The following is a 21,662-nucleotide window of genomic DNA, read 5'->3' on the forward strand; positions in this document are numbered from 1 at the left end:
GCGGACGGGGCTGAACAGGAAGCCCCAGCCATGCGAGGGGTCTTCTCCCGCACGGTCTTTCGAGGATATTTCATATAATTGAAGAACCTTTGGAACCATTTGATCGTACCGGCGTTTTCCGCCGTTAAGGCAGGTGTTTCAGCTGGCCGGAATCCCGGACCGCCGCGCCCAAAAGACCGAAAATGCTCGATACCCATCGCTCAATGGCGCCGGATTTCCTGACCGGGGGCGGCGAAATGGGCGCGCTGATGCGTGCGCACGATTGGGCCGCTACGCCCCTAGGCCCCCCGGACAACTGGCCGCAAAGCCTGCGGACGTCGATTCGCATCCTGCTTAATACCAACCATCCGATGTTCATCTGGTGGGGCCCGGAGCTAATCCAGTTCTACAACGATGGCTATCGCCGGACGATGGGGCCGGAGCGGCATCCGAGCGCGCTGGGTCAGCGGGGCCGGGAGTGCTGGGACGAAATATGGCACATCATCGGCCCGCAGATCCAACAGGTCATGAGCGGTGGCGGCGCGACGTGGCATGAAAACCAGCTTGTACCCGTGACGCGCCACGGCAGGCTGGAGCCGGTCTATTGGACCTATGGGTTCAGTCCCATCGATGACGGAGACAAGATCAGCGGTGTCCTCGTTATCTGCCGCGATGTCACCGAGGATTATCTTGCGTCGGTTGCGTTGCGCGAGAGGGAAAGCGAACTCGCCCGCGTGCAGCAGATCGGCAAGATCGGCGGCCTGGAAGTTGATCTGCGGAGCGGTTTCCGCAACCGGCGGTCTCCGGAATACCTGATTATCCACGGCCTGCCTCCGGATGCGTCCAACGAAACCCACGAGGACTGGGTTCGCCGCATTCATCCTGAGGATCGCGAAGCCACCGAGAAACAGTTTCGCGACGCGGTGAAGGGAGATGTACGAGACTATACCGCCAGATACAGAATCATCCGGCCGAGCGACGGGCAGGTGCGATGGATCTCGGTGAAGTCGGTTATCGAACGGGACGAGGCGGGCAAGGCCATCCGTCTGGTCGGCGCTCATACCGACGTGACCGAGCAGATCACCGCCGAGAGGGCGCTTCGTCAGAGTGAGGAAGAGTTTCGGACATTGGCAGAGGCTTTGCCGCATCATGTCTGGACGGCCCGGCCTGACGGGCAGCTCAACTGGTTCAATCCGCGCGTCTATGAATATAGCGGCGCGACCGGCGACGAACTGATGGATCAAGGCTGGGGGCGGATGGTTCATCCGGACGACGTTCCGGCGGCAACCGCGGCATGGGCGCAGGCCATCAGAACCGGAAAAGCCTACGAGATCGAATTTCGCCTGCGGCGGGCGGATGGCGCGTTTCGCTGGTTTCTGGCGCGCGCTGTGCCTGCCCGCGATGAAAACGGCAAGATCGTTCGCTGGATTGGCACCAACACCGATGTGCACGACCAGAAAACCACCGAAGCTCAACTGGCTGCACTGAACGCGACACTTGCGGAGCGCGTTCGGGAAAAGACCCGCGAGCGGGATCGCATTTGGAATGTTTCTCAGGATCTTCTACTGGTAGCCGATATCGATGGAACGTGGCGCAGTATTAATCCGGCATGGACCGCGACGCTGGGCTGGAGCGAAGCGGAACTCTTGCACAAGACGTCGGAATGGCTTGAACACCCTGACGACCGGAAAAAGATAGATTCTGAGCTTGGTCATCTTGCTCAGGGTCGACCGACGATCCGGTTTGAAAATCGCTTCCGCCACAAGGATGGCTCCTATCGCTGGCTGTCCTGGACCGCCGTTCCCGACGAGAGGAAAATATATGCTGTTGCCCGCGATATTACTGCGGAGAAGGATGCATTCGAGCGCTTGAAATCCACCGAGGAGGCGCTGCGCCAGTCGCAGAAGATGGAGGCAGTCGGGCAACTCACGGGCGGCATCGCGCACGACTTCAATAATCTGCTGACCGGAATCATAGGCTCGCTCGAACTGATGAAGATACGGCTGGCAAAGGGACACACCGACAATATCGAGCGCTACATCGATGCCGCGACGACATCGGCGAACCGCGCAGCCGCGTTGACGCATCGGTTGCTTGCGTTCGCGCGGCGACAGCCGCTCAGTCCAAGATCGATCGACGCCAATCATCTGATCGGCTCGCTTGAAGATCTTCTGCGCAGGACGATCGGCGAAATCATCGATCTCAAGATCCAGACGTCGAAAAAACTGTGGAGCACGCTTTGCGATCCCAATCAGTTGGAAAGCGCGCTGCTCAATCTTGCGATCAATGCCCGCGACGCGATGCCGAGCGGCGGCCGCTTGACAATTCGGACGTCGAATGCCCGTCTTGACGGTGTGCTCTCCAACAATCCCGCGCTGTCTCCCGGTGACTATATTTGCATCGACGTGGCGGATACCGGCACGGGAATGGCCGCGGATGTCGTCGCACGCGCTTTCGATCCGTTCTTCACGACGAAGCCTATCGGGCAAGGAACAGGCCTTGGCCTATCAATGATCTATGGCTTCGCCCGGCAGTCCAATGGTCACGTTATGATTGACAGCACGCCGGGGGCCGGTACGTCGGTCAGGATTTATCTGCCCCGCCATGATGGTGATGCCGCAGAGGAGCCGATGTCGTCCGGTTCGCCCGGCAAAAATCGTGCATCAGGCGAGACAGTTTTGGTCGTCGAGGACGAGCCGGTGGTTCGCGGCGTCATTACTGAGATGCTGACGAACGAAGGCTACCGGATCATGGAAGCAACCGACGGGCCGTCAGGCCTCCAAATCCTCAATCAGGAAATCCGGATCGACCTGCTGGTCACCGACGTTGGTATGCCGGGAATGAACGGCCGCGAATTTGCGGATTATGCGCGCGAGGTGAGGCCTGATCTCAGGATTTTGTTTGTCACCGGCTACGCACAGAGCGCAGCCATGGCCAAGGGCTTCCTGAAGCCGGGCATGGAGATGATTACAAAACCCTTCGATGTGGAGAAATTCTCGCAGCGGGTCCGCGAGATGGTTTCGCGCTAGCTGCTTCGTCAGCCGCCCCTGAACAAGACTTTGCCGGCGTTTTTTGCGGCATGCGAGATGGCAGTTTTCGACTCTGAGAGCGGATAAGTCGCCGCGACCGGAGTAAAGATCGTTCCGTCTGCGATCCAGCCGGCCATCTTCTTCTGAACGTCAACAACGCGCTCAGTCGTATTTTTGTTGAACCAGTTGAATAGCCAGAACCCTTTCAGGGTCAGATCGCGAAAGACATTCGGTGCAGTAAAGAAAGGGCCGGGTCCGCCGCTCATCACGCCGAAGGCGACCAGTGTGCCGCCGTTTGCGAGACAGTCGTTGACAGCCATCAGGCCAGGACCGCCGACACAATCCAGCGCCAGCATGATCTTCGCTTTCCCGGTTGCTTCGGCAACGCGTTTCGTCAGATCCGGTCCTTCGACCAGAACAACATCAGCACCGAGTTTCTTTAACTCGTCGATCAGTTCAGGGCGGCGCACCACGCTCACCGTATGAATGCCCATCTGTTTTGCGATGGCAATGACCGCGCGGCCTACTGCGGAATTACCGGCGGTCTGCAGAACCCAATCGCCCTTCTTCAGTGACACATACTCTGTCAGGAGGAGATACGCGGTCGGCGGATTGACCATCAGCATCGACAACTGCTGCGGGTCCGCACGTTCGGGCAGGGCGAAAAGTCCGTCGGCGTGTACCTTGCTTCGCGTTCCCCAGGTTGGCGTGCCACGTGGATAGAGCACACGGTCGCCTTCCTTAATTCTTTTGACTCCGCCGCCGACTTTCACCACGCGCGCGACGCCTTCCGCGCCGACCGGTGCTGGCGGTTTCGGCTTGACGCCGTAAAGCCCGCGCATCAGCACGAGGTCGGAGGGGTTGATCGGTGAGAACTCCATATCGACTACAAGTTCGCCGACATCCGGCGCGCCGGGGTCGGGAAGGGGAACGGTTTCGACGACATCCCAAGGCTTTCCAAATGCATTGATCTGAACGCTTTGCACGATGCCCTCCCGGTTTCGCTGACTTGCAGCCTGATGATCAGACGCGTATGGTTAGTTCGATAAAGCAACTAGTCTGTTATAGCAACTAAATGAAGGAAATGACTGCCATGCGCGAGCCTGCTTTCGGCCAGCTGAATTGCTCGATCGCACAGTCGCTGGCGATGCTTGGCGATGCCTGGGCTCTGTTGATCCTGAGAGATGTGCTAAGGGGCGTCAGGACATTTGAAGGGTTTCAGCGGTCACTCGGCATTGCGCGGAATACGCTGACCGACCGGCTGCGGCATCTCGTCGAGGAAGGAATGCTCACCCAAAACGATGTCGGCAAGCGCGGAACGCGATTCGAGTATGTTCCGACGCAGAAGACGAGGGAGTTTCAGGTCCCCCTTATGGCGATCATGCAGTGGGGGGATCGGTGGGTCGTGGGACGAGGCAATGAGCCGGTCGTGGCAGTCGACCGCGACAGCGGGGCCGCGATCGCGCCGCTGGTGGTGCGCACGACGTCCGGTCGGGCCGTTACTGCCGATGGCCTGATGTACAAACCCGGTCGGGGCGCAACGGCGCTGACGCGTGACTATCTCACCGCGAGGAACAAGAAGCTGGCGCGCACGTCCCCCTGACGGCGGCTCAACGGCCTACCACGCGCGGAACAGGACGCTCGCATTAACGCCGCCAAACCCAAAGCCGTTCGACAGCACATGCTCGATGGCCATCGGCCGCGCCGCACCGCGCACGAGGTCGATGCCTTCAGCAGCCGCATCCGGATGATCAAGGTTGAGCGTTGCCGGCGCGATCTGGTCGCGCAGCGCCAGCACCGAGAAGATGGCCTCAAGCCCGCCCGCCGCACCGAGAAGGTGGCCGGTGGCGGATTTGGTCGAACTCACCGCGACGCCGCCTTCGGCGCCGAACACGGCCTTGATCGCAGCAAGTTCGCCATTGTCGCCGACCGGGGTCGACGTAGCGTGGGCGTTGAGATGCTGTACCTCAAGGGGAGAGATTCCGGCTTGCCTGAGCGCGATTTCAATGGAGCGCCGCGCGCCGTCGCCGTCTTCCGGGCCTGCGGTCATGTGATAGGCATCCGATGTTGTGCCGTAACCAACGAGTTCGGCGATCGGTGTCGCGCCGCGGCCAAGTGCGTGATCGAGCGTTTCGATGACGAGAATGCCTGCGCCTTCACCCATTACGAAGCCGTCGCGGTCCTTGTCGAAAGGCCGCGATGCGCGCTGCGGCTCATCGTTGAAGTTGGTCGAGAGCGCGCGGGCGGCGGCGAATGCACCGAGGCTGACACGGTCGATGCAGGCTTCCGCTCCGCCGCATACGGCCACGTCCGCTTCGCCAGCAAGAAGCATGCGCGCGCCGTCGCCGATGGCCTGCACGCCTGCGGCACATGCTGTCACCGGCGCGCCCAGCGCGCCCTTGAAGCCATGCTTGATCGAAACTTGCCCGGCAGCGAGATTGACCAGAAACGATGGCACGGTGAAGGGAGAAAGCCGCCGCACGCCGCGTTCATCGGCGGTGCGGACGGCATCGACGATTGCAGGAAAACCGCCGATGCCTGATGCGATGATGGTGGCGGTACGTTCGCGCGAACGGGCATCGTCCGGCTTCCATCCTGCCTGTGCGAGTGCTTCATCCGCCGCCATCATGGCAAATTGGATGAAGCGATCCATTTTCTTCTGATCCTTCTTCGGGATCGCCCGATCGGGATCGAATCCGAATTCAGGATCTTCCACCATGTCAGGCACGGTACCGCACGCTTTCACCGGCAGGTCAGCCGCAACATTATCTGACAAGGCGCGGATGCCGGACTGCCCTGCAATCAGCCGCGACCAGTTGCCTTCCACGCCGACTCCAAGCGGCGAGACTGCACCCATTCCCGTGACGACGATGCGTCGTATGGAGCTGTTCCGTTTCACGATCTCACCACAGGTTGACGAGGGACGACGCAGCCGCTTGTTGCGGTATGCGACTTACGACGCCGGCGGAACGAGCCGCCGGCGCATTGCAAGTTGGTGCGGCGTCAGTTGAGCTTGCGCTCGACCGCGATGGCGGTTGCTTCGCCGCCGCCGATGCACAGCGAAGCAATGCCGCGCTTGACGTTATTCTTTTCCATTGCATGCAGGAGCGTCACGATCAGCCGGGCACCGGTTGCGCCGATAGGGTGGCCGAGCGCACATGCGCCGCCGTTGACGTTGAGCTTGTCGCGTGGAATTCCGAGATCGCGCGCAGCCGCCATCGGCACGACTGCGAAGGCTTCATTGATTTCGAACAGATCCACATCGCCGACGTTCCAGCCGATCTTCTCAAGCAGTTTGCGGATTGCGGGAATAGGAGCGGTGGTGAACCAGTCCGGAGCCTGGCTGTGAGTCGAATGGCCTTTGATTTCGGCGAGGATCGGAAGGCCGTCGCGCTCGGCGATCGAACGCCGGGTGAGCACGAGCGCGGCAGCGCCGTCGGCATTCGCCGAGGAGGCCGCGGGAGTGATGGTGCCGTTGGCGCGGAATGCAGGCTTGAGATTTGGAATCTTGGCGGGATCGACCTTCAGCGGATGCTCGTCGTTCTCGACCACGCGCACGCCAGCTTTCTCCTTCACGGAAATGGGTGCGATCTCTTTCTTGAACGAACCGTTCTGAACCGCGTTGCGCGCACGCGTCAGCGTCTCAATGGCATAGTCGTCCTGGTCCTTGCGGCTGAACTGATAGGCTTCAGCAGCGGCTTCGCCGAAATCGCCCATGGATCGGCCGGTCTCATAGGCGTCCTCGAGGCCGTCCATCAGCATGTGGTCAATGATGCGGTCGTGACCGACGCGATATCCGCCGCGGGCCTTTTGCAGCAGGTAGGGCGCATTGCTCATGCTCTCCATGCCGCCCGAGACCACAATCTCGGCGGAACCTGCATTGATGATGTCGTGAGCCAGCATGGTGGCCTTCATGCCGGAACCACATACCTTGTTAATGGTGGTGGCACCCGTGGCGTCCGGCAATTTCGCGCCGCGCGCCGCCTGACGGGCGGGAGCCTGACCTTGTCCCGCGGGAAGAACGCAGCCCATGAAAACTTCATCGATTCGCTCCGGCGACAGTTTCGCCCGCTCAAGTGCCGCGCCGATGGCATGCGAGCCGAGATTGTGCGCGCTGAACGAGGACAGGTCGCCCAGAAAGCGGCCAAGGGGAGTGCGAACTGCGGATACGATGACGACGGGATCGGACGAAGACATGCAACTCTCCTGGTGCACGGACGGAGCCTGACCGTGGTTAGATGACAGGTATCATATGAAGTGACGCGGAAATTGCAATCCGCGGCGGGACAATAAAGGCATGAATCGTACGCGGACAAGCGAGGATGCGTTTAAAACAGCCTGGCATGCCAATCTCGCATGAATTATTCTGCTGTGACGGATGAGTTATTTTGGTCTGTCGAGAAATGTCTGCATGTGACGCTGCGGTTCGCCGGTCAGGAACGATTTCCCGAATACGGCGACACTGAGGTTTATGGATTCCGTGAGCGGAAGTTCCTCCCACTGGCGCAGCAACGCCTTCTGGCTGCGCATGGCTTCAGGGCCGCATTTGGCGATTGCCTGCGCCACGGCTGCGATCGCGGAATCGAGATCGCCCTCGTGCACCACCTGATCGACCAGTCCCCAGTTCAATGCGGTCTGAGCATCGATTGTGGCCGCGGTCAGGATCAGCCAGCGGGCGCGGCCCCATCCGATCAGTCGCGGTAACAGCGCCGCGTGAATCACCGAGGGGATGCCGACCTTGACTTCCGGCATGGCGAACTTCGCGTCCTGCGACGCAATTCGCAAATCACATGCTGCGGCAAATTCGAGTCCTCCGCCAAGGCACCAGCCGCGCAGGCGCGCGATCACCGGCGCGGGAAATTGCCGTGCGGCTTCGCAGAGGTCGCGCAGGCCGGTAATGAACTTTTCTGCGGAGGCCTGATCCAGCGTCGCCATCTCTTTGATGTCGGCGCCGCCGATCATGCTTTTCTCGCCGGTGCCCCTGATAACAAGAACGCGAATGTCGCGATCTTTGGCAAGCTGCTCCAGTTCTTCCCGGACGCCGCGGATCACTGCCGAATTCATGATGTTGAGCGGACCGGCGTTGCAAATGGTCAATTGTGCAATGCCGTTCTCGCCGCGCGTCACGGTGCAGTAGTCGTTGATCGTTTGCATTGTACGGGAGCCTGGCGTTTGCAGTTGCGAAGAGATTGGAGTGATGGTGCGCGATGAGTTGTGCTTCGTCAAATACCGTGCATGGCAGCTATTTCCGGCTCATTGAGTCCGTTTCGTCAGGCGAAATGTGTTATTATATGATCTGGGACATCTGATGAGGCGGCGATGCGTTATTCAAAGGACCATAAGGCCGAAACCCACGAACGGATCGTAAAAAACGCATCCGTGCGCTTGCGCGAGGGGGGGGCCGCGAGTATCGGCGTCGCCGATTTGATGAAGGAAGCGGGACTCACCCACGGGGGGTTCTACGCCCACTTTGATTCGCGCGACGCGCTGATCGGAGAAGCGTTTACCCATGCCATGGACCAGACGGTGAAGCGGTGGCGCAAGCGGGCCGAGGAGGCGCCAGAGGGTAAGGAGTTCGAATCCATCGTCAACCGCTATCTGACCACGCAGCATCGTGATGACGTCGGCAATGGCTGCGCGTTGCCGTCGCTGGGAGCCGAGGTGCTGCGCGCGGATTCCAGGACGCGGAAGGCCATCGCGACGAAGCTCGAAGAGATGATCGATATCATTTCCGAACAGATGCCGGCGCAGTCGACCAAGGCCGCGCGGCGGGAAGCCATCGGAGCGCTGGCCACGATGATGGGGGCATTGCTGCTGGCGCGTATGGCTGGGACGGGGGAATTCTCCGAAGAAATTCTGGCCGCCGGTCGGCAGAGTGTTTTGCAGAGCGGCGCATCGGCAACGCCTCGGACCAAGAGGGCAAAGTCGGCAGCCGCCCGGACCTGACGGGCTGAAGCCGTCTTAAAATCAATGCTGTTCTTTGCATTGAGCGCCACCGTGCTGTGCGCAGAACCCCGTTCCAATGCTCCCCGCGACAGTCTATCCTTCTCAAAACATACGCTTTTGGAGGATACGCATGCGTACGATCGGGCATTTCGTCGGTGGCCGCGAGGTCAAGGGCACATCAGGGCGCTTTGCGGACGTCTACGAGCCGATGACGGGCGAGGTCCAGGCCCAGGTGGCGCTGGCGACCAAGGCTGAATTGCGCGCGGCGGTGGAAAACGCCAAGGCGGCGCAGCCCGATTGGGCGGCTACCAACCCGCAGCGCCGCGCCCGCGTCATGATGAAGTTTCTCGAACTGGTGCAGCGCGACTACGACAAGCTCGCCGATCTCTTGGCGCGCGAGCACGGCAAGACGGTTCCCGACGCGAAGGGCGACATTCAGCGCGGCCTGGAAGTGGTCGAGTTCGCCTGCGGCATTCCCCACCTGATGAAGGGCGAATACACCGAGGGCGCGGGTCCCGGCATCGACATCTATTCCATGCGGCAGGCGCTTGGCGTTGTCGCCGGCATCACGCCGTTCAATTTCCCGGCGATGATCCCGATGTGGAAGTTCGCGCCGGCGATTGCCTGCGGCAACGCCTTCATCCTCAAGCCCTCCGAGCGTGATCCCGGCGTGCCGATGGCGCTGGCGGCTTTGATGATCGAGGCCGGCTTGCCGGCGGGTATCCTGAACTGCGTCAACGGCGACAAGGAAGCGGTGGACGCGATTCTTGATGATCCCGACATCAAGGCCGTCGGCTTCGTCGGCTCGTCGCCGATCGCGCAATATATTTATGAGCGTGCGGCGCAGACCGGCAAGCGCGCGCAGTGCTTCGGCGGCGCCAAGAATCACGCCATCATCATGCCGGACGCCGATATGGACCAGACCGTCGATGCGCTGATCGGTGCGGGTTACGGCTCTGCCGGCGAGCGCTGCATGGCGATCTCGGTTGCGGTGCCAGTGGGCAAGACCACGGCTGATCGCTTGATGGAAAAGCTCATTCCGCGCGTGGAAAGCCTCAAGATCGGCCCTTCGACCGATCCGTCGGCTGACTTCGGCCCGCTGGTGACGAAGGCGGCGCTGGAGCGCGTCAAGGATTATGTCGAGGTCGGCATCAAGGAAGGCGCCAAGCTCGCTGTTGATGGCCGCGGCTTCAAGATGCAGGGCTATGAGAAGGGCTTCTACATGGGCGGCTGTCTGTTCGACAACGTCACCAAGGATATGCGCATCTACAAGGAAGAGATTTTCGGACCGGTGCTCTCGGTGGTGCGTGCCAAGGACTATAACGAAGCTCTGGCGCTGCCCTCGGACCACGACTACGGCAACGGCGTGGCCATCTTCACCCGCGACGGCGACGCGGCGCGCGACTTCGCGGCGAAGGTCAATGTCGGCATGGTCGGCATCAATGTGCCGATCCCGGTGCCGATTGCCTACTACACGTTCGGCGGCTGGAAGAAGTCCGGCTTCGGCGACCTCAACCAGCACGGTCCGGATTCGGTTCGCTTCTACACCAAAACCAAGACCGTCACCTCCCGCTGGCCGTCTGGCGTCAAGGACGGTGCAGAGTTCGTCATTCCGACGATGAACTAAGCCAAGCAACCAGCGAGCGCGCCATGCAATTCGCCCTGACCGAGGATCAAATCGCGGTTCGCGACATGGCGCGCGAATTCGCCGCGGAAAAGATCGCGCCTTTTGCACTGAAGTGGGATGAGGAAAAATTCTTCCCCGTCGACGTGATGCGCGAGGCGGCGGCGCTTGGTATCGGCGGCATCTATATCCGCGACGATGTCGGCGGCTCGGCGCTGACGCGGTTCGATGCGGCGCTGATCTTCGAGGCGTTGGCCACCGGATGTCCGACCGTGTCGGCTTTCATTTCTATCCACAACATGGCGGCGTGGATGATCGATGCCTATGGCTCGAATGCGCAGCGGCAGAAGTGGTTGCCGCGTCTGTGTACGATGGAGTTGATCGCAAGCTACGCGCTCACCGAGCCGGGCGCGGGGTCTGACGCAGCCGCGCTCTCCACGCGTGCCGTTCGCGACGGCGATCACTATGTTCTCAACGGTCAGAAGCAGTTCATCTCCGGGGCGGGCACCAGCGATCTCTATGTCGCCATGGTTCGAACCGGTGGCGAGGGTGCTGGCGGTGTTTCGACGCTGGTGATCGAGGGCGACACGCCGGGCGTTTCGTTCGGCGCCAACGAACGCAAGATGGGCTGGAACGCGCAGCCGACTCGTGCGGTGATTTTCGAGAATGCGCGCGTGCCGATTGCCAACCGGCTCGGCGATGAAGGTATCGGTTTCAAGATCGCGATGGCCGGTCTTGATGGCGGCCGACTCAATATTACCGCGTGTTCGCTCGGCGGTGCGCAGTCGGCGCTCGACAAATCGCTGGCTTACGTGAAGGAGCGCAAAGCGTTCGGAAAACGGCTGGATGAATTTCAGGCGTTGCAGTTCCGTCTCGCCGACATGGCGATCGAACTGGAAGCCGCGCGCACGTTCCTGTGGCGTGCGGCTGCCGCGCTCGACCGCAAGGATCCCGATGCGACGATGTTATGTGCGATGGCCAAGCGGTTCGGAACCGATGCAGGCTTCGAGGTTGCCAATCAGGCGCTGCAACTGCATGGTGGTTACGGCTATCTGGCCGAGTACGGAATTGAGAAAATCGTGAGAGATTTGCGCGTGCATCAGATCCTTGAGGGAACCAACGAGATCATGCGCGTGATCGTCGCGCGCAAGATGATCGAGGGTGCGCGATGAAAGCCGCCAGCGCGGCGACGGACGTGGCCGGCAAGGATGTGATCGTTTGCCGGGAAGGCGCAGCCGGAATCATACGGCTCAACCGTCCCAACGTCATCAACGCGCTGACGCTGGAGATGACGCGCGGCATTGTGGCGGCGCTTGATGCCTTTGAAGCCGACCCCGGTGTGTCGCTGGTGTTGCTGGAAGGCGCCGGCGAGCGCGGTCTCTGCGCCGGCGGCGACATTCGCGGGCTTCATGACAGCGCAAAAGCCGGCGGCGATCTTGGTCCGGTGTTCTGGCGTGAAGAGTACATCCTGAACGCGCGCATCCCGGAATTTCCAAAACCCTACGTTGCCTACATGGACGGTCTGGTCATGGGCGGCGGCGTCGGCGTGTCGGCTCACGGCGCGCATCGTATCGTGACCGAAAAGACCAAAATGGCGATGCCGGAAGTCGGTCTCGGCTTCTTCCCGGATGTCGGCGGGACCTGGCTACTGTCGCGCGCGCCGGGCGAGATCGGGACCTATTTCGCGCTCACGGGACTGCCGATGAGCGGCGCGGACGCCGTTTATGCCGGAGCAGCCGACGTCCTGATCGCATCGCACGATTGGCTTGCGGTTCGCGATGCATTGGCCAACGCGCCGCTGCAGGCGAAAAACAAGGACGTTCGGGCCATTCTTTCCCGCTTTGCAACAACCAATATTCAGGCACCCATTGCGCGTCATCGCGGGGTGATCGATCAAGCCTTCGTGCACGACACAATGGAAGCGATTGTCGGGGCGCTGAAGCAGGACGCGTCTGAGTTTGCGGCAGCCACGCTGAAGGCGCTTTTCGAAAAGTCGCCGACCGCGCTGAAGGTGACATTGGAATTGCTCCGCCGAGCGCGCAGCTCCAAATCGCTCCGGGAATGTCTGATCCGCGAATACAACGCGGCGCTGACCGTTTTCACCAGCGGTGAATTTGTCGAAGGCGTTCGTGCTGCGATCATCGACAAGGACCGCAAGCCGAAATGGTCTCCGGCGCGGATCGAGGATGTGACGCCGGACATCGTCGAGAAGTATTTTGCGCCGAACAGCAGATACAAGCTCGTCTTTCCGAACTGACGATTCAGAAACAACAATATCGAGGGCAGGATATGGCTAACATCGCATTCATCGGTCTCGGTAACATGGGCGGACCCATGGCAGCCAACCTCGTCAAGGCCGGGCACAAAGTCACGGGTTTCGATCTGGTCCAGGCTTCAAAGGATGCGGCCAAGGCTGACGGTGTTACCGTCGCGGCGAGCGCAATCGATGCGGTGAAGGGGGCGGAAATCGTTATCACCATGCTGCCGGCTGGCAAGCATGTGCTTGCCGTCTGGAAGGAAGTTATTCCCGCAGTCGGCAAGACCGCGCTGATGATCGATTGCTCGACCATTGATGTCGAAAGCGCGCGTCTCAGCCACGCGCATGCAGCCGAACATAATCTGCCGTCGATCGATGCGCCGGTGTCCGGCGGCACCGGCGGCGCGAAGGGCGCGACGCTGACGTTCATGTGCGGCGGCGAGGATTTCGCTTTTGCCGCAGGCAGGCCTGTTCTGGAGAACATGGGCAAGAAGGTCGTGCATTGCGGCAAGGCGGGCGCCGGACAGGCCGCCAAGATCTGCAACAACATGATCCTCGGCATTTCGATGATCGGCGTATCGGAAGCCTTCGCGCTCGGTGAGAAGCTCGGCCTGTCGCACCAGGCGCTGTTTGATGTGGCGTCGACCTCGTCGGGACAGTGCTGGTCGTTGACGACATATTGCCCCGTGCCTGGGCCTGTTCCGGCGTCGCCCGCCAACAATGAGTACAAGCCCGGTTTCGCTGCAGCCTTGATGCTGAAGGATCTGCGTTTGTCGCAGGAAGCCGCAAAAGCCGCTGGCGCTGCTACCCCACTCGGCGCGCATGCCGAAAGCATTTACGATGCTTTCGAGAAGGCTGGCCATGGCGGCGTGGACTTTTCAGGCATCATCAAGCATGTGCGCGGGCTGGCGAAATAGGATCGGTTGATGACGACATTCCAGGATGCGCGCACGTTCCTGCTGAAGCATCGTACCGATTACGACAGGGCCGTAGCGGACTTCCGCTGGCCGGACGAGAAACAATTCAACTGGGCGCTCGACTGGTTCGATGCGGGGCTTGCCCGCAACGCGGAAAGTCGCGACCGCACCGCGCTGTGGATCGTCGACGCGGCCACCAATACCGAAACGAAGCTGACATTCGCCGCGCTGTCGCGCCGCTCCAACCAGACCGCGAACTTTCTGCGCGATCTTGGCTTGAAGCGCGGTGATCATCTGTTGCTGCTGCTCGGCAACGTCGTGCCGCTGTGGGAAACCATGCTCGCCGCCATGAAGCTCGGCGTCATCGTGATCCCCGCCACCACATTGCTGACGGCGGACGAGTTGCGCGACCGGCTTGATCGCGGCAAGGCCAAGGTCGTCGTCGCGACACAGGATCAGGTCCCGAAGCTCGAAGGTTTGGGTGGCGAGGGCTTCACCAAAATTGTTGTCGCGGCAACGTCTGAACACGCAGGCTGGCGCAAGTTCGAGGACGCGGCAAACTATCCTGACTCGTTTACGCCTGATGGCGTGACGCAAGCCGACGATCCGATGCTGCTCTATTTCACGTCCGGCACGACAGCGAAGCCGAAGCTCGTGCTGCACAGCCATCGCAGTTATCCGGTCGGCTCACTCTCCACCATGTACTGGCTCGGCCTTCAGCCCGGCGACGTTCACCTGAACATCTCCTCGCCGGGGTGGGCGAAGCATGCGTGGAGTTGCTTCTTTTCGCCGTGGAATGCAGGCGCGACTATTTTCATCTGCAACCAGCCGCGCTTCGATGCCAAGGGTCTGCTTGCGACCGTGGCGCGGTGCGGGGTGACGACATTGTGTGCGCCGCCGACGGTGTGGCGGCTGTTCATTCAGGAGCGGCTGGCGGACTACAAAGTGTCGATCCGCGAGGTTTGCGGCGCAGGCGAGCCGCTCAATCCCGAAGTAATCGATCAGGTCAAGGCCGCCTGGGGTCTGACCATCCGCGATGGCTATGGCCAGACCGAAACCACTGCGCTGGCGGGCAACTCGCCGGGGCAGCCGGTCAAGATCGGATCGATGGGGCGCCCGATGCCCGGCTATACGGTGCGCGTGACCGATGCCGACGGCAAGCCGGCGAAGGAAGGCGAGGTGCGCCTCGTACTCGGCGTTGATCGCCCGGCGGGGCTGATGCTCGGCTATCAGGGCGAGGATGGCAAGCCGACCGGTGCGGACGGTGATGTCTACCAGACCGGCGACGTGGTGTTCCTCGACAACGAGGGCTATCTGACATTCGTGGGCCGCTCGGACGACGTGTTCAAATCGTCCGACTACCGCATCAGCCCGTTCGAGCTTGAAAGCGCGCTGCTGGAACATAACCTTGTGGCTGAGGCGGCGGTGGTGCCGACACCGGACCCGATCCGGCTGGCACTTCCCAAGGCTTATGTATCACTGGTGCCGGGCGTCGAGCCGACGCGCGAAACCGCGCTGTCGATCTTCCAGTATGTTCACTCGCGCCTCGCGCCGTTCAAGCGCATCCGGCGGATCGAACTGGTGACCGAATTGCCGAAGACGATTTCCGGCAAGATCCGTCGTGTCCAGCTTCGTCGTCTCGAACACGACGACGATCGCAAGGACCCTTTGCGGGGCAGGGAATTCCGCGAGGAGGAGTTTCCGGAATTGCAGAGCAGCCCGCGCTAGACCCATCTGCGCTGCATGCCAGAGGGGACAGAAGCAAGATCATTTTTTGCTTGGCCCGAACCCTGTTCTGTGGAATGTGCCTTCCAGTTCGAATTCGAAACGGGAGACGGCGGATGGGCGTTGCGATGGACCGCGAGGACTTTGTCAAACTCGTCGGCAGCGAGCTTGGCGTCTCTGAATGGCATACTATCGATCAGAAGCAGATCGACGCCTTTGCGGACGCGACCGAAGATTTCCAGTTCATCCATATCGATCCAGAGCGCGCCAAGCGCGAAACCCCATTCGGCGGGACTATTGCGCACGGTTTCCTGTCGCTCTCGGTTCTGCCCAAGATGGCCTACGCGACAATGCCGACGCTGAATGGCGCGTCGATGTCGATCAACTATGGCTTCGACAAGATCAGGTTTCTGACCCCGGTTCGCGCCGGCAAGCGTGTGCGTGCCCGATTTGTGCTGTCCGAGGTGACCATGAAATCGCCCCAGGAACTGCTGGCCCGCACGGCAACCACGCTTGAGATCGAGAACGAGCCGAAACCCGCGCTGGTCGCGGACTGGCTCGGCATGCACTTCTTCGCCTAATTAGGGAACACGATCATGGCAATCAGATTCGATGGACGCGTTGCGGTCGTGACCGGCGCAGGTGCAGGCCTTGGGCGCGCGCACGCGCTGGGGCTTGCGAAACTCGGCGCGCGCGTGGTGGTCAACGACATGGGGGCTGCTCGCGACGGCAGCGGCGGTTCGGTTAGTCCGGCGGAAGCCGTCGTCGAGGAAATCCGCAAGGCGGGCGGCGAGGCGATGGCCGACGGCGCCGACGTCTCGAACTTCGCGCAGGTCCAGGAGATGGTTGCGAAGGCCACCGCAAAATGGGGCAGCGTCGATCTGATGGTCGCGAATGCCGGAATTCTGCGCGACAAGTCCTTCGGCAAGATGGAGCCGGATGATTTCGCCAAAGTCATCGCCGTGCACCTCACCGGCACCTTCAACTGCTGCAAGGCGGTGTGGGACGGCATGCGCGAGCGCAACTTTGGCCGCATCGTCGTCACCACGTCGTCGTCGGGCCTGTTCGGAAACTTTGGTCAGGCCAACTACGCAGCGGCGAAGGCCGGCATGGTCGGCCTGATGAACGTGCTTGCCGAGGAAGGCCGCAAGACCAACATCAAGGTCAACACGATTTCTCCGACGGCGGCGACGCGCATGACCGAAGGCCTGATCGGTCCTGAAATTCTGGCGCTGATGAAACCCGAAGCGATCACCCCTGCGGTTCTCTATTTGCTCAGCGAAGACGCGCCGACCCGCACCATCATGGGCGCAGGCGCAGGCTCGTTCGCGGTCATCAAGGTCGTCGAGACCGAAGGCCTCAACCTTCCGCAGGATCAGTGGACGCCGGACGCCATCGCGGCGAACTTTGCGAAGATCGGCGACATGTCGACCGCGCGCGATCTCGGCGGCGCATTCTTCCAGACGTTCAAGTACGTCGAGCAGGCCGCAAAGGCAGCGGGCATCAAGCTGCCGCCGATGGGCGGTTAAGTACCTTGGATGTTGCCGTCATCGGCGCCGGTCCTGCGGGGCTGATGGCGGCTGAGATTCTGGCCAAAGGCGGCGCGCAGGTCACGGTCTACGACCGGATGCCGTCGGTCGGCCGAAAGTTCCTGCTTGCCGGACGCGGCGGTCTCAATCTCACCCATAGCGAGCCGCTCGATCAGTTTCTTGCGCGCTATCGTGAGGCGACGCGCTATCTGCGGCCCGCCATCGAGGCATTTCCGCCGGACGCATTGCGGGCATGGAGCGATAGCCTCGGCCAGCCGACATTCGTTGGATCGAGCGGGCGAGTTTTTCCCCACGCCTTCAAGGCATCGCCGTTGCTGCGTGCGTGGCTGCGCCGTCTGGATCAACTCGGTGTCGAGTTCGCGCTTCGTCATCGGTGGACGGGATGGAATGCGAAGGGCGATCTGCAATTCGAGACCTCCAACGGCTCGACATCGCTCAAGCCTGACGCGACGATCGTCGCGCTTGGCGGTGCAAGCTGGCCGAGGCTTGGCGCAGATGGCGGCTGGACCGATATTCTGGGCGCGAAGGGCGTCGGCATCGCGCCGTTGCGCCCGGCCAATAGCGGATTTCGCGTGACGTGGTCCGATCTGTTCCGCGATCGTTTCCAGGGCGAGCCGTTGAAAAGCGTGGCGCTGTCGTTTGGCGACAGTGTCGTGCGCGGCGAGGCGACGATCACGCGCGACGGCATCGAGGGCGGTGCGGTCTATGCGTTGTCCGCCCCGTTGCGCGATGCCGTGCTTGCAAGCGGCGAAGCTGTTCTCCGCGTTGCGCTCAGGCCGGATCTTGTTCATGCCGATCTCGTCACGCGCCTGAGCGCGCCGAGAAAGAAGCAATCGCTCTCGACCTTCCTGCGCAAGCAACTGGGTCTGTCGTCTGTCGGCGTCGGCCTGCTTCAGGAGGCGACCATCGCGTCTGATCTGCTGCCTTCGACAATGTCGCCGGACCAGCTGGCGACATTCATCAACGACGTTCCGGTCAAGCTGACCGGCGTTGCACCGCTGGAGCGTGCGATTTCGACGGCGGGCGGGATTTCTTTCGCTGAGATCGACACGCATTATATGCTGCGCAAATTGCCGGGCGTGTTTGTGGCCGGTGAGATGCTGGATTGGGAAGCGCCGACCGGCGGTTATCTGCTGCAAGCCTGCTTCGCGACCGGCGCAGCGGCCGGGCGAGGGGCACTGGACTATCTGAAGCGCTAGACCCCGCTCTCGATTTCCTCACGCAGCATTTCCAGTTGGAGCCACTTTTCCTCGGCGTCGTCGAGTTCCGCCTGCGCCTTGGCAATCGCAGCGGACGCGGCGTCAAACCTCTTGCGATCCTTGGCATAGAGTTCCGGATTGTCGAGCAGCTTCTGCTGTTTGGCGATCTCGGCCTGGAGCTTCGCCATTGTCTTGGGCAGGGTTTCCAGTGCGTGTTTCTCGTTGAAGTTGAGGCGGCGCTTCGCGGACGAGGCCACCGGTGCCGCTGTCCCCTTGACTTCTTTCGGCTTGTCGGCGGCGGCAGTGTCCAGTGCGCGTTGCTTCAGGTCCGCGCCGCGCTGCGCCAGCATGTCGGAATAGCCGCCGGCATATTCCGCCCATTTTCCGTTGCCTTCCGGCGCGATCACCGAGGTCACCACGCGGTCGAGGAAATCGCGATCATGGCTGACGAGAATGACGGTGCCCTGATAATCACCGAGCATTTCCTCCAGCACATCGAGAGTTTCGAGATCGAGGTCGTTGGTCGGCTCGTCCAGCACCAGCACATTGGATGGCTTGGCCAGAGCGCGCGCCAGCATCAGCCGTCCGCGTTCGCCGCCGGACAGAACTTCAAGCGGCGTGCGGGCCTGCTCGCTGCTGAAAAGAAAGTCCTTCATGTAGCCAATGACGTGCTTCGGCGTGCCGTTGACCATGATGCTGTCGCCGCGGCCGCCGGTCAGCGCATCCGCCAGCGTCGACTTCGGATCGAGGCTCTCGCGGTGCTGGTCGAGCGTCACCATCTCGATGTTGGCTCCGAGGCGGATGGTCCCGGTGTCGGGCGCGTCGGCGCCGGTCAGCATGCTGATGAGCGTGGTCTTGCCGGCGCCGTTGGGGCCGACGATGCCGATGCGGTCGCCGCGCGCCACGCGGATGGAGAAATCGTCGACGATCTTGCGCTCGCCATAGGATTTGCCGATGTGCTTGGCCTCGATGACAAGCTTGCCGGAGGTCTCGGCTTCGGCGGCCGCGAGGCTGGCCTTGCCGGCGGTGCCGCGATAGTCGCGGCGCTGCTCGCGCAGCGCGAACAGGTTGCCGAGGCGCTTGACGTTGCGCTTGCGCCGTCCCGACACGCCGTAGCGCAGCCAGTGTTCCTCGGCGACGATCTTGCGGTCGAGCTTGTGCTGGTCGCGTTCTTCTTCCGCCAGCACCTCATCGCGCCATTCCTCGAACGCGCTGAAACCTTTCTCGATGCGGCGGGTCTGGCCGCGGTCGAGCCAGACGGTGACGCGCGACAGATTGGAGAGGAAACGGCGGTCGTGGCTGATCATCACCAGCGCGCTGCGGCGGCTCGCAAGTTCGCCTTCCAGCCATTCGATGGTGGTCAGATCGAGATGGTTGGTCGGCTCGTCCAGCAGCAGGATGTCGGGCGAGGGCGCGAGCACCCGCGCCAGCGCCGCGCGGCGCGCTTCACCGCCTGAGAGATTGGCGGGATCCTCGGTACCGGAGAGGCCGAGTTGCTCCAGCAGATACTGTGCCTCATACGGCTCGTCGCCGGGATTGAGACCGGCCTCGACATAGGCCAGCGTCGTCTGGAAGCCGTCGAAATCCGGTTCCTGCGGTAGGTAGCGGATGGTCGCGCCGGGCTGCACGAAGCGGCTGCCCTTGTCCGCCTCCACAAGCCCCGCGACGATCTTCAGCAGCGTCGATTTGCCGGAGCCGTTGCGGCCGATCAGGCAGACGCGTTCGCCGGCGGACACCGCAAGCTCGACGCCGGCCAGCAGCGGCGTGCCGCCAAAGGTCAGCGCGATGTCTTTCAACTGGATGAGGGGAGGCGCCATGTCGTCGGGGTACTCTTGTTCTATTTCTGTTGCGCGCGCTGGATGCGGCGAATGGTCTGGTCGAGGGCCGAGAGGAACGCGGAGCGGTCCTTGGGTGAATAGGAGCGCGGCCCGCCGGTGATTTCGCCGCTGGAGCGCAGATCCGTCATCAGGTTGCGCACCGCCAGCGTCATGCCGATGCTCTCTTCGGAGAACGGCTTGCCGTTCGGCGCGATCACGTCCGCACCGGCCTTCACGCAGCGTGCCGCCAGCGGAATGTCCGAGGTGACGACGATATCGCCCTTTTGCGCGCGTTCCGCAATCCAGTCGTCGGCGGCATCCATCCCCGAACCTGCGGCAATCCGCTCGATCAGCGGATCGTTCGGCACGCGGATGAAATTGCCCGCCACCACGCTGACCGGCAGATTATGGCGCGCGGCGACACGATAAATCTCGTCCTTTACCGGGCAGGCGTCGGCGTCGACATAGATGCGGGTCGTCTGGGTCAAGGCTGTTCCGTATTCGTTTGCGCTGCTGGTAGCCTAGCTACGCCCAAATGGCGAGCGAAAGGCGCGGAAACCCGATTGCGAGGCATGCGCCGGTACGGCTTGTTTTCGCGTCCGCTTTGCGGTCCATTTGGGCCAAGAAACGTAGCAATTCGAGGAAACCGATGACCGCGCCCAAGCCCTACAGCGTCCACGCCTACAATCTCGCCAAGAACTCCGAAAACAAGATGCACGACGATTCGGTCGCGCGCCGCTTCGGGTTTCAGGGGGGACTGGTGCCGGGCGTCGACGTGTTCGCCTATATGACGCATATGCCGGTGGCGAAATGGGGCCGGGCCTTTCTGGAGCGCGGGCTGATGGATGGCCGGTTCTTCAAGCCGGTTTATGACGGCGCGATGGCGGAGGTGACTGCGGAAGAAACCGCAGATGGCCTCGCGATCAAGGTCGAAAGCCGCGGCGAATTGTGCGCCACCGGCACCGCGTCGATGCCGTCCGATACGCCGAAGCTTTCGCTGGATGATTTCCAGAGTGCCGCGGTCGTGGGCAAGATCGCGCCCGCCGATGAAAAGTCCTACGCCACCGGCAAGTGGCTCGCGATTCCGCCATTCACGCTCGGCGTAGAGGGTTCAGCGGACTATTTGCGTGACGCCCGTGAAACCGATCCGCTCTATGCCAATGAGAAAATCGTCCACACCGGCATGCTGCTGCGGACCATGAACTGGGCGCTGATGGAGAACGCCGTTCTCGGTCCCTGGATTCATGTCGGCAGCACGATCCGTTACCTTGCAACGGCAGCGGTCACCGATGAACTCACCGTGCGCGCGAAAGTCACCGGCAATTACGAACGCAAGGGCCACAAGTTCGTGGAACTGGATGGCGTGATCGTCGCCAACGGCTCCAGGCTGATTGGGCATTGCCAGCATGTGGCGATCTATCAGCCGCGCGAGGCGATGGCGGCGTAGCTCGTCGCGCACAAGGTTTGCCTTATTTGCTGATCGTCATGGCCGGGCTTGACCCGGCCATCCATCTTTTTCGGCAAATGCATTTTACAAAGTGCGATGGATACGCGGGTCAAGCCCGCGTATGACAATCGCGGGTGTTGAAGCGTCCCGCTTCATCTGGAACTCCCGATTC

At 61.7% G+C, this 21,662-nt stretch carries 18 protein-coding genes; 12 read left to right on the forward strand and 6 right to left on the reverse strand.

Annotated features, from left to right (window positions below):
* Nucleotides 1-182: 182 nt before the first annotated feature.
* On the forward strand, nt 183-3,008 hold the full coding sequence (locus LVY71_RS10385; RefSeq protein WP_235099709.1) for a hybrid sensor histidine kinase/response regulator: 2,826 nt from the start codon (nt 183-185) through the stop codon (nt 3,006-3,008).
* An 8-nt stretch (nt 3,009-3,016) separates the two neighbouring features.
* Here LVY71_RS10385 and LVY71_RS22950 read toward each other — a convergent pair whose 3' ends face one another.
* Nucleotides 3,017-3,994: a zinc-dependent alcohol dehydrogenase family protein gene (locus tag LVY71_RS22950; protein ID WP_235099710.1), complete on the reverse strand. Its 978-nt coding sequence runs from the start codon at nt 3,992-3,994 to the stop codon at nt 3,017-3,019.
* Nucleotides 3,995-4,101: 107 nt separating this feature from the next.
* Here LVY71_RS22950 and LVY71_RS10395 point away from each other — a divergent pair, with 107 nt between their 5' ends.
* On the forward strand, nt 4,102-4,611 hold the full coding sequence (locus tag LVY71_RS10395; RefSeq protein ID WP_235099711.1) for a winged helix-turn-helix transcriptional regulator: 510 nt from the start codon (nt 4,102-4,104) through the stop codon (nt 4,609-4,611).
* A gap of 15 nt (nt 4,612-4,626) precedes the next feature.
* Here LVY71_RS10395 and fabF read toward each other — a convergent pair whose 3' ends face one another.
* The 3 genes from fabF to LVY71_RS10410 all read right to left on the reverse strand — a co-directional run bounded on the left by fabF (nt 4,627) and on the right by LVY71_RS10410 (nt 8,162).
* Nucleotides 4,627-5,889 carry a beta-ketoacyl-ACP synthase II gene (fabF, locus tag LVY71_RS10400; protein ID WP_349629886.1) on the reverse strand — a complete coding sequence of 421 codons (1,263 nt, stop codon included), beginning with the start codon at nt 5,887-5,889 and terminating at the stop codon, nt 4,627-4,629.
* Between the two features lie 122 nt (nt 5,890-6,011).
* Nucleotides 6,012-7,205, reverse strand: a complete 1,194-nt coding sequence (locus LVY71_RS10405; protein WP_235099712.1) for an acetyl-CoA C-acyltransferase — start codon at nt 7,203-7,205, stop codon at nt 6,012-6,014.
* Nucleotides 7,206-7,391: 186 nt separating this feature from the next.
* On the reverse strand, nt 7,392-8,162 hold the full coding sequence (locus LVY71_RS10410) for an enoyl-CoA hydratase (RefSeq protein WP_235099713.1): 771 nt from the start codon (nt 8,160-8,162) through the stop codon (nt 7,392-7,394).
* Between the two features lie 165 nt (nt 8,163-8,327).
* Between LVY71_RS10410 and LVY71_RS10415 the strand changes: the two genes are divergently transcribed.
* The 9 genes from LVY71_RS10415 (at nt 8,328) to LVY71_RS10455 (ending at nt 18,226) form a co-directional block, all read left to right on the forward strand.
* Nucleotides 8,328-8,954, forward strand: coding sequence for a TetR/AcrR family transcriptional regulator (locus LVY71_RS10415; protein WP_235099714.1), 627 nt, complete (start codon nt 8,328-8,330; stop codon nt 8,952-8,954).
* 130 nt (nt 8,955-9,084) lie between these two features.
* Nucleotides 9,085-10,581 carry a CoA-acylating methylmalonate-semialdehyde dehydrogenase gene (locus LVY71_RS10420; RefSeq protein WP_235099715.1) on the forward strand — a complete coding sequence of 499 codons (1,497 nt, stop codon included), beginning with the start codon at nt 9,085-9,087 and terminating at the stop codon, nt 10,579-10,581.
* Between the two features lie 23 nt (nt 10,582-10,604).
* Complete coding sequence (locus LVY71_RS10425) at nt 10,605-11,750, forward strand: isobutyryl-CoA dehydrogenase (protein WP_235099716.1); 1,146 nt, start codon at nt 10,605-10,607, stop codon at nt 11,748-11,750.
* Nucleotides 11,747-12,835 carry an enoyl-CoA hydratase/isomerase family protein gene (locus tag LVY71_RS10430; RefSeq protein WP_235099717.1) on the forward strand — a complete coding sequence of 363 codons (1,089 nt, stop codon included), beginning with the start codon at nt 11,747-11,749 and terminating at the stop codon, nt 12,833-12,835. The genes LVY71_RS10425 and LVY71_RS10430 overlap by 4 nt, the downstream gene beginning before the upstream one ends.
* 32 nt (nt 12,836-12,867) lie before the next feature.
* Nucleotides 12,868-13,752 carry a 3-hydroxyisobutyrate dehydrogenase gene (gene mmsB / locus LVY71_RS10435; protein WP_235099718.1) on the forward strand — a complete coding sequence of 295 codons (885 nt, stop codon included), beginning with the start codon at nt 12,868-12,870 and terminating at the stop codon, nt 13,750-13,752.
* Between the two features lie 9 nt (nt 13,753-13,761).
* Complete coding sequence (locus LVY71_RS10440) at nt 13,762-15,480, forward strand: AMP-binding protein (protein WP_235099719.1); 1,719 nt, start codon at nt 13,762-13,764, stop codon at nt 15,478-15,480.
* Nucleotides 15,481-15,593: 113 nt separating this feature from the next.
* Nucleotides 15,594-16,058, forward strand: coding sequence for a MaoC family dehydratase (locus LVY71_RS10445; RefSeq protein ID WP_235099720.1), 465 nt, complete (start codon nt 15,594-15,596; stop codon nt 16,056-16,058).
* Between the two features lie 15 nt (nt 16,059-16,073).
* On the forward strand, nt 16,074-17,006 hold the full coding sequence (locus LVY71_RS10450; protein WP_235099721.1) for an SDR family NAD(P)-dependent oxidoreductase: 933 nt from the start codon (nt 16,074-16,076) through the stop codon (nt 17,004-17,006).
* 5 nt (nt 17,007-17,011) lie between these two features.
* Complete coding sequence (locus LVY71_RS10455; protein ID WP_235099722.1) at nt 17,012-18,226, forward strand: TIGR03862 family flavoprotein; 1,215 nt, start codon at nt 17,012-17,014, stop codon at nt 18,224-18,226.
* On the opposite strand, the gene LVY71_RS10460 is transcribed toward LVY71_RS10455, so the two are convergent.
* Both LVY71_RS10460 and LVY71_RS10465 read right to left on the reverse strand, forming a co-directional pair.
* Entirely contained in the window at nt 18,223-20,043 is a 1,821-nt protein-coding gene (locus LVY71_RS10460) for an ABC-F family ATP-binding cassette domain-containing protein (protein WP_235099723.1), read from the reverse strand. The two genes, LVY71_RS10455 and LVY71_RS10460, sit on opposite strands and share 4 nt — an antisense overlap.
* A gap of 20 nt (nt 20,044-20,063) precedes the next feature.
* Entirely contained in the window at nt 20,064-20,531 is a 468-nt protein-coding gene (locus LVY71_RS10465) for a YaiI/YqxD family protein (protein ID WP_235099724.1), read from the reverse strand.
* A 161-nt stretch (nt 20,532-20,692) separates the two neighbouring features.
* On the opposite strand from LVY71_RS10465, the gene LVY71_RS10470 reads away from it, so the two are divergent.
* Nucleotides 20,693-21,490 (forward strand): hypothetical protein, encoded by a 798-nt coding sequence (locus tag LVY71_RS10470; RefSeq protein ID WP_235099725.1) that lies wholly within the window; start codon nt 20,693-20,695, stop codon nt 21,488-21,490.
* Nucleotides 21,491-21,662: the final 172 nt, after the last annotated feature.

The sequence above is a fragment of the Bradyrhizobium sp. G127 genome (assembly GCF_021502575.1).
Taxonomy (GTDB): domain Bacteria; phylum Pseudomonadota; class Alphaproteobacteria; order Rhizobiales; family Xanthobacteraceae; genus Afipia.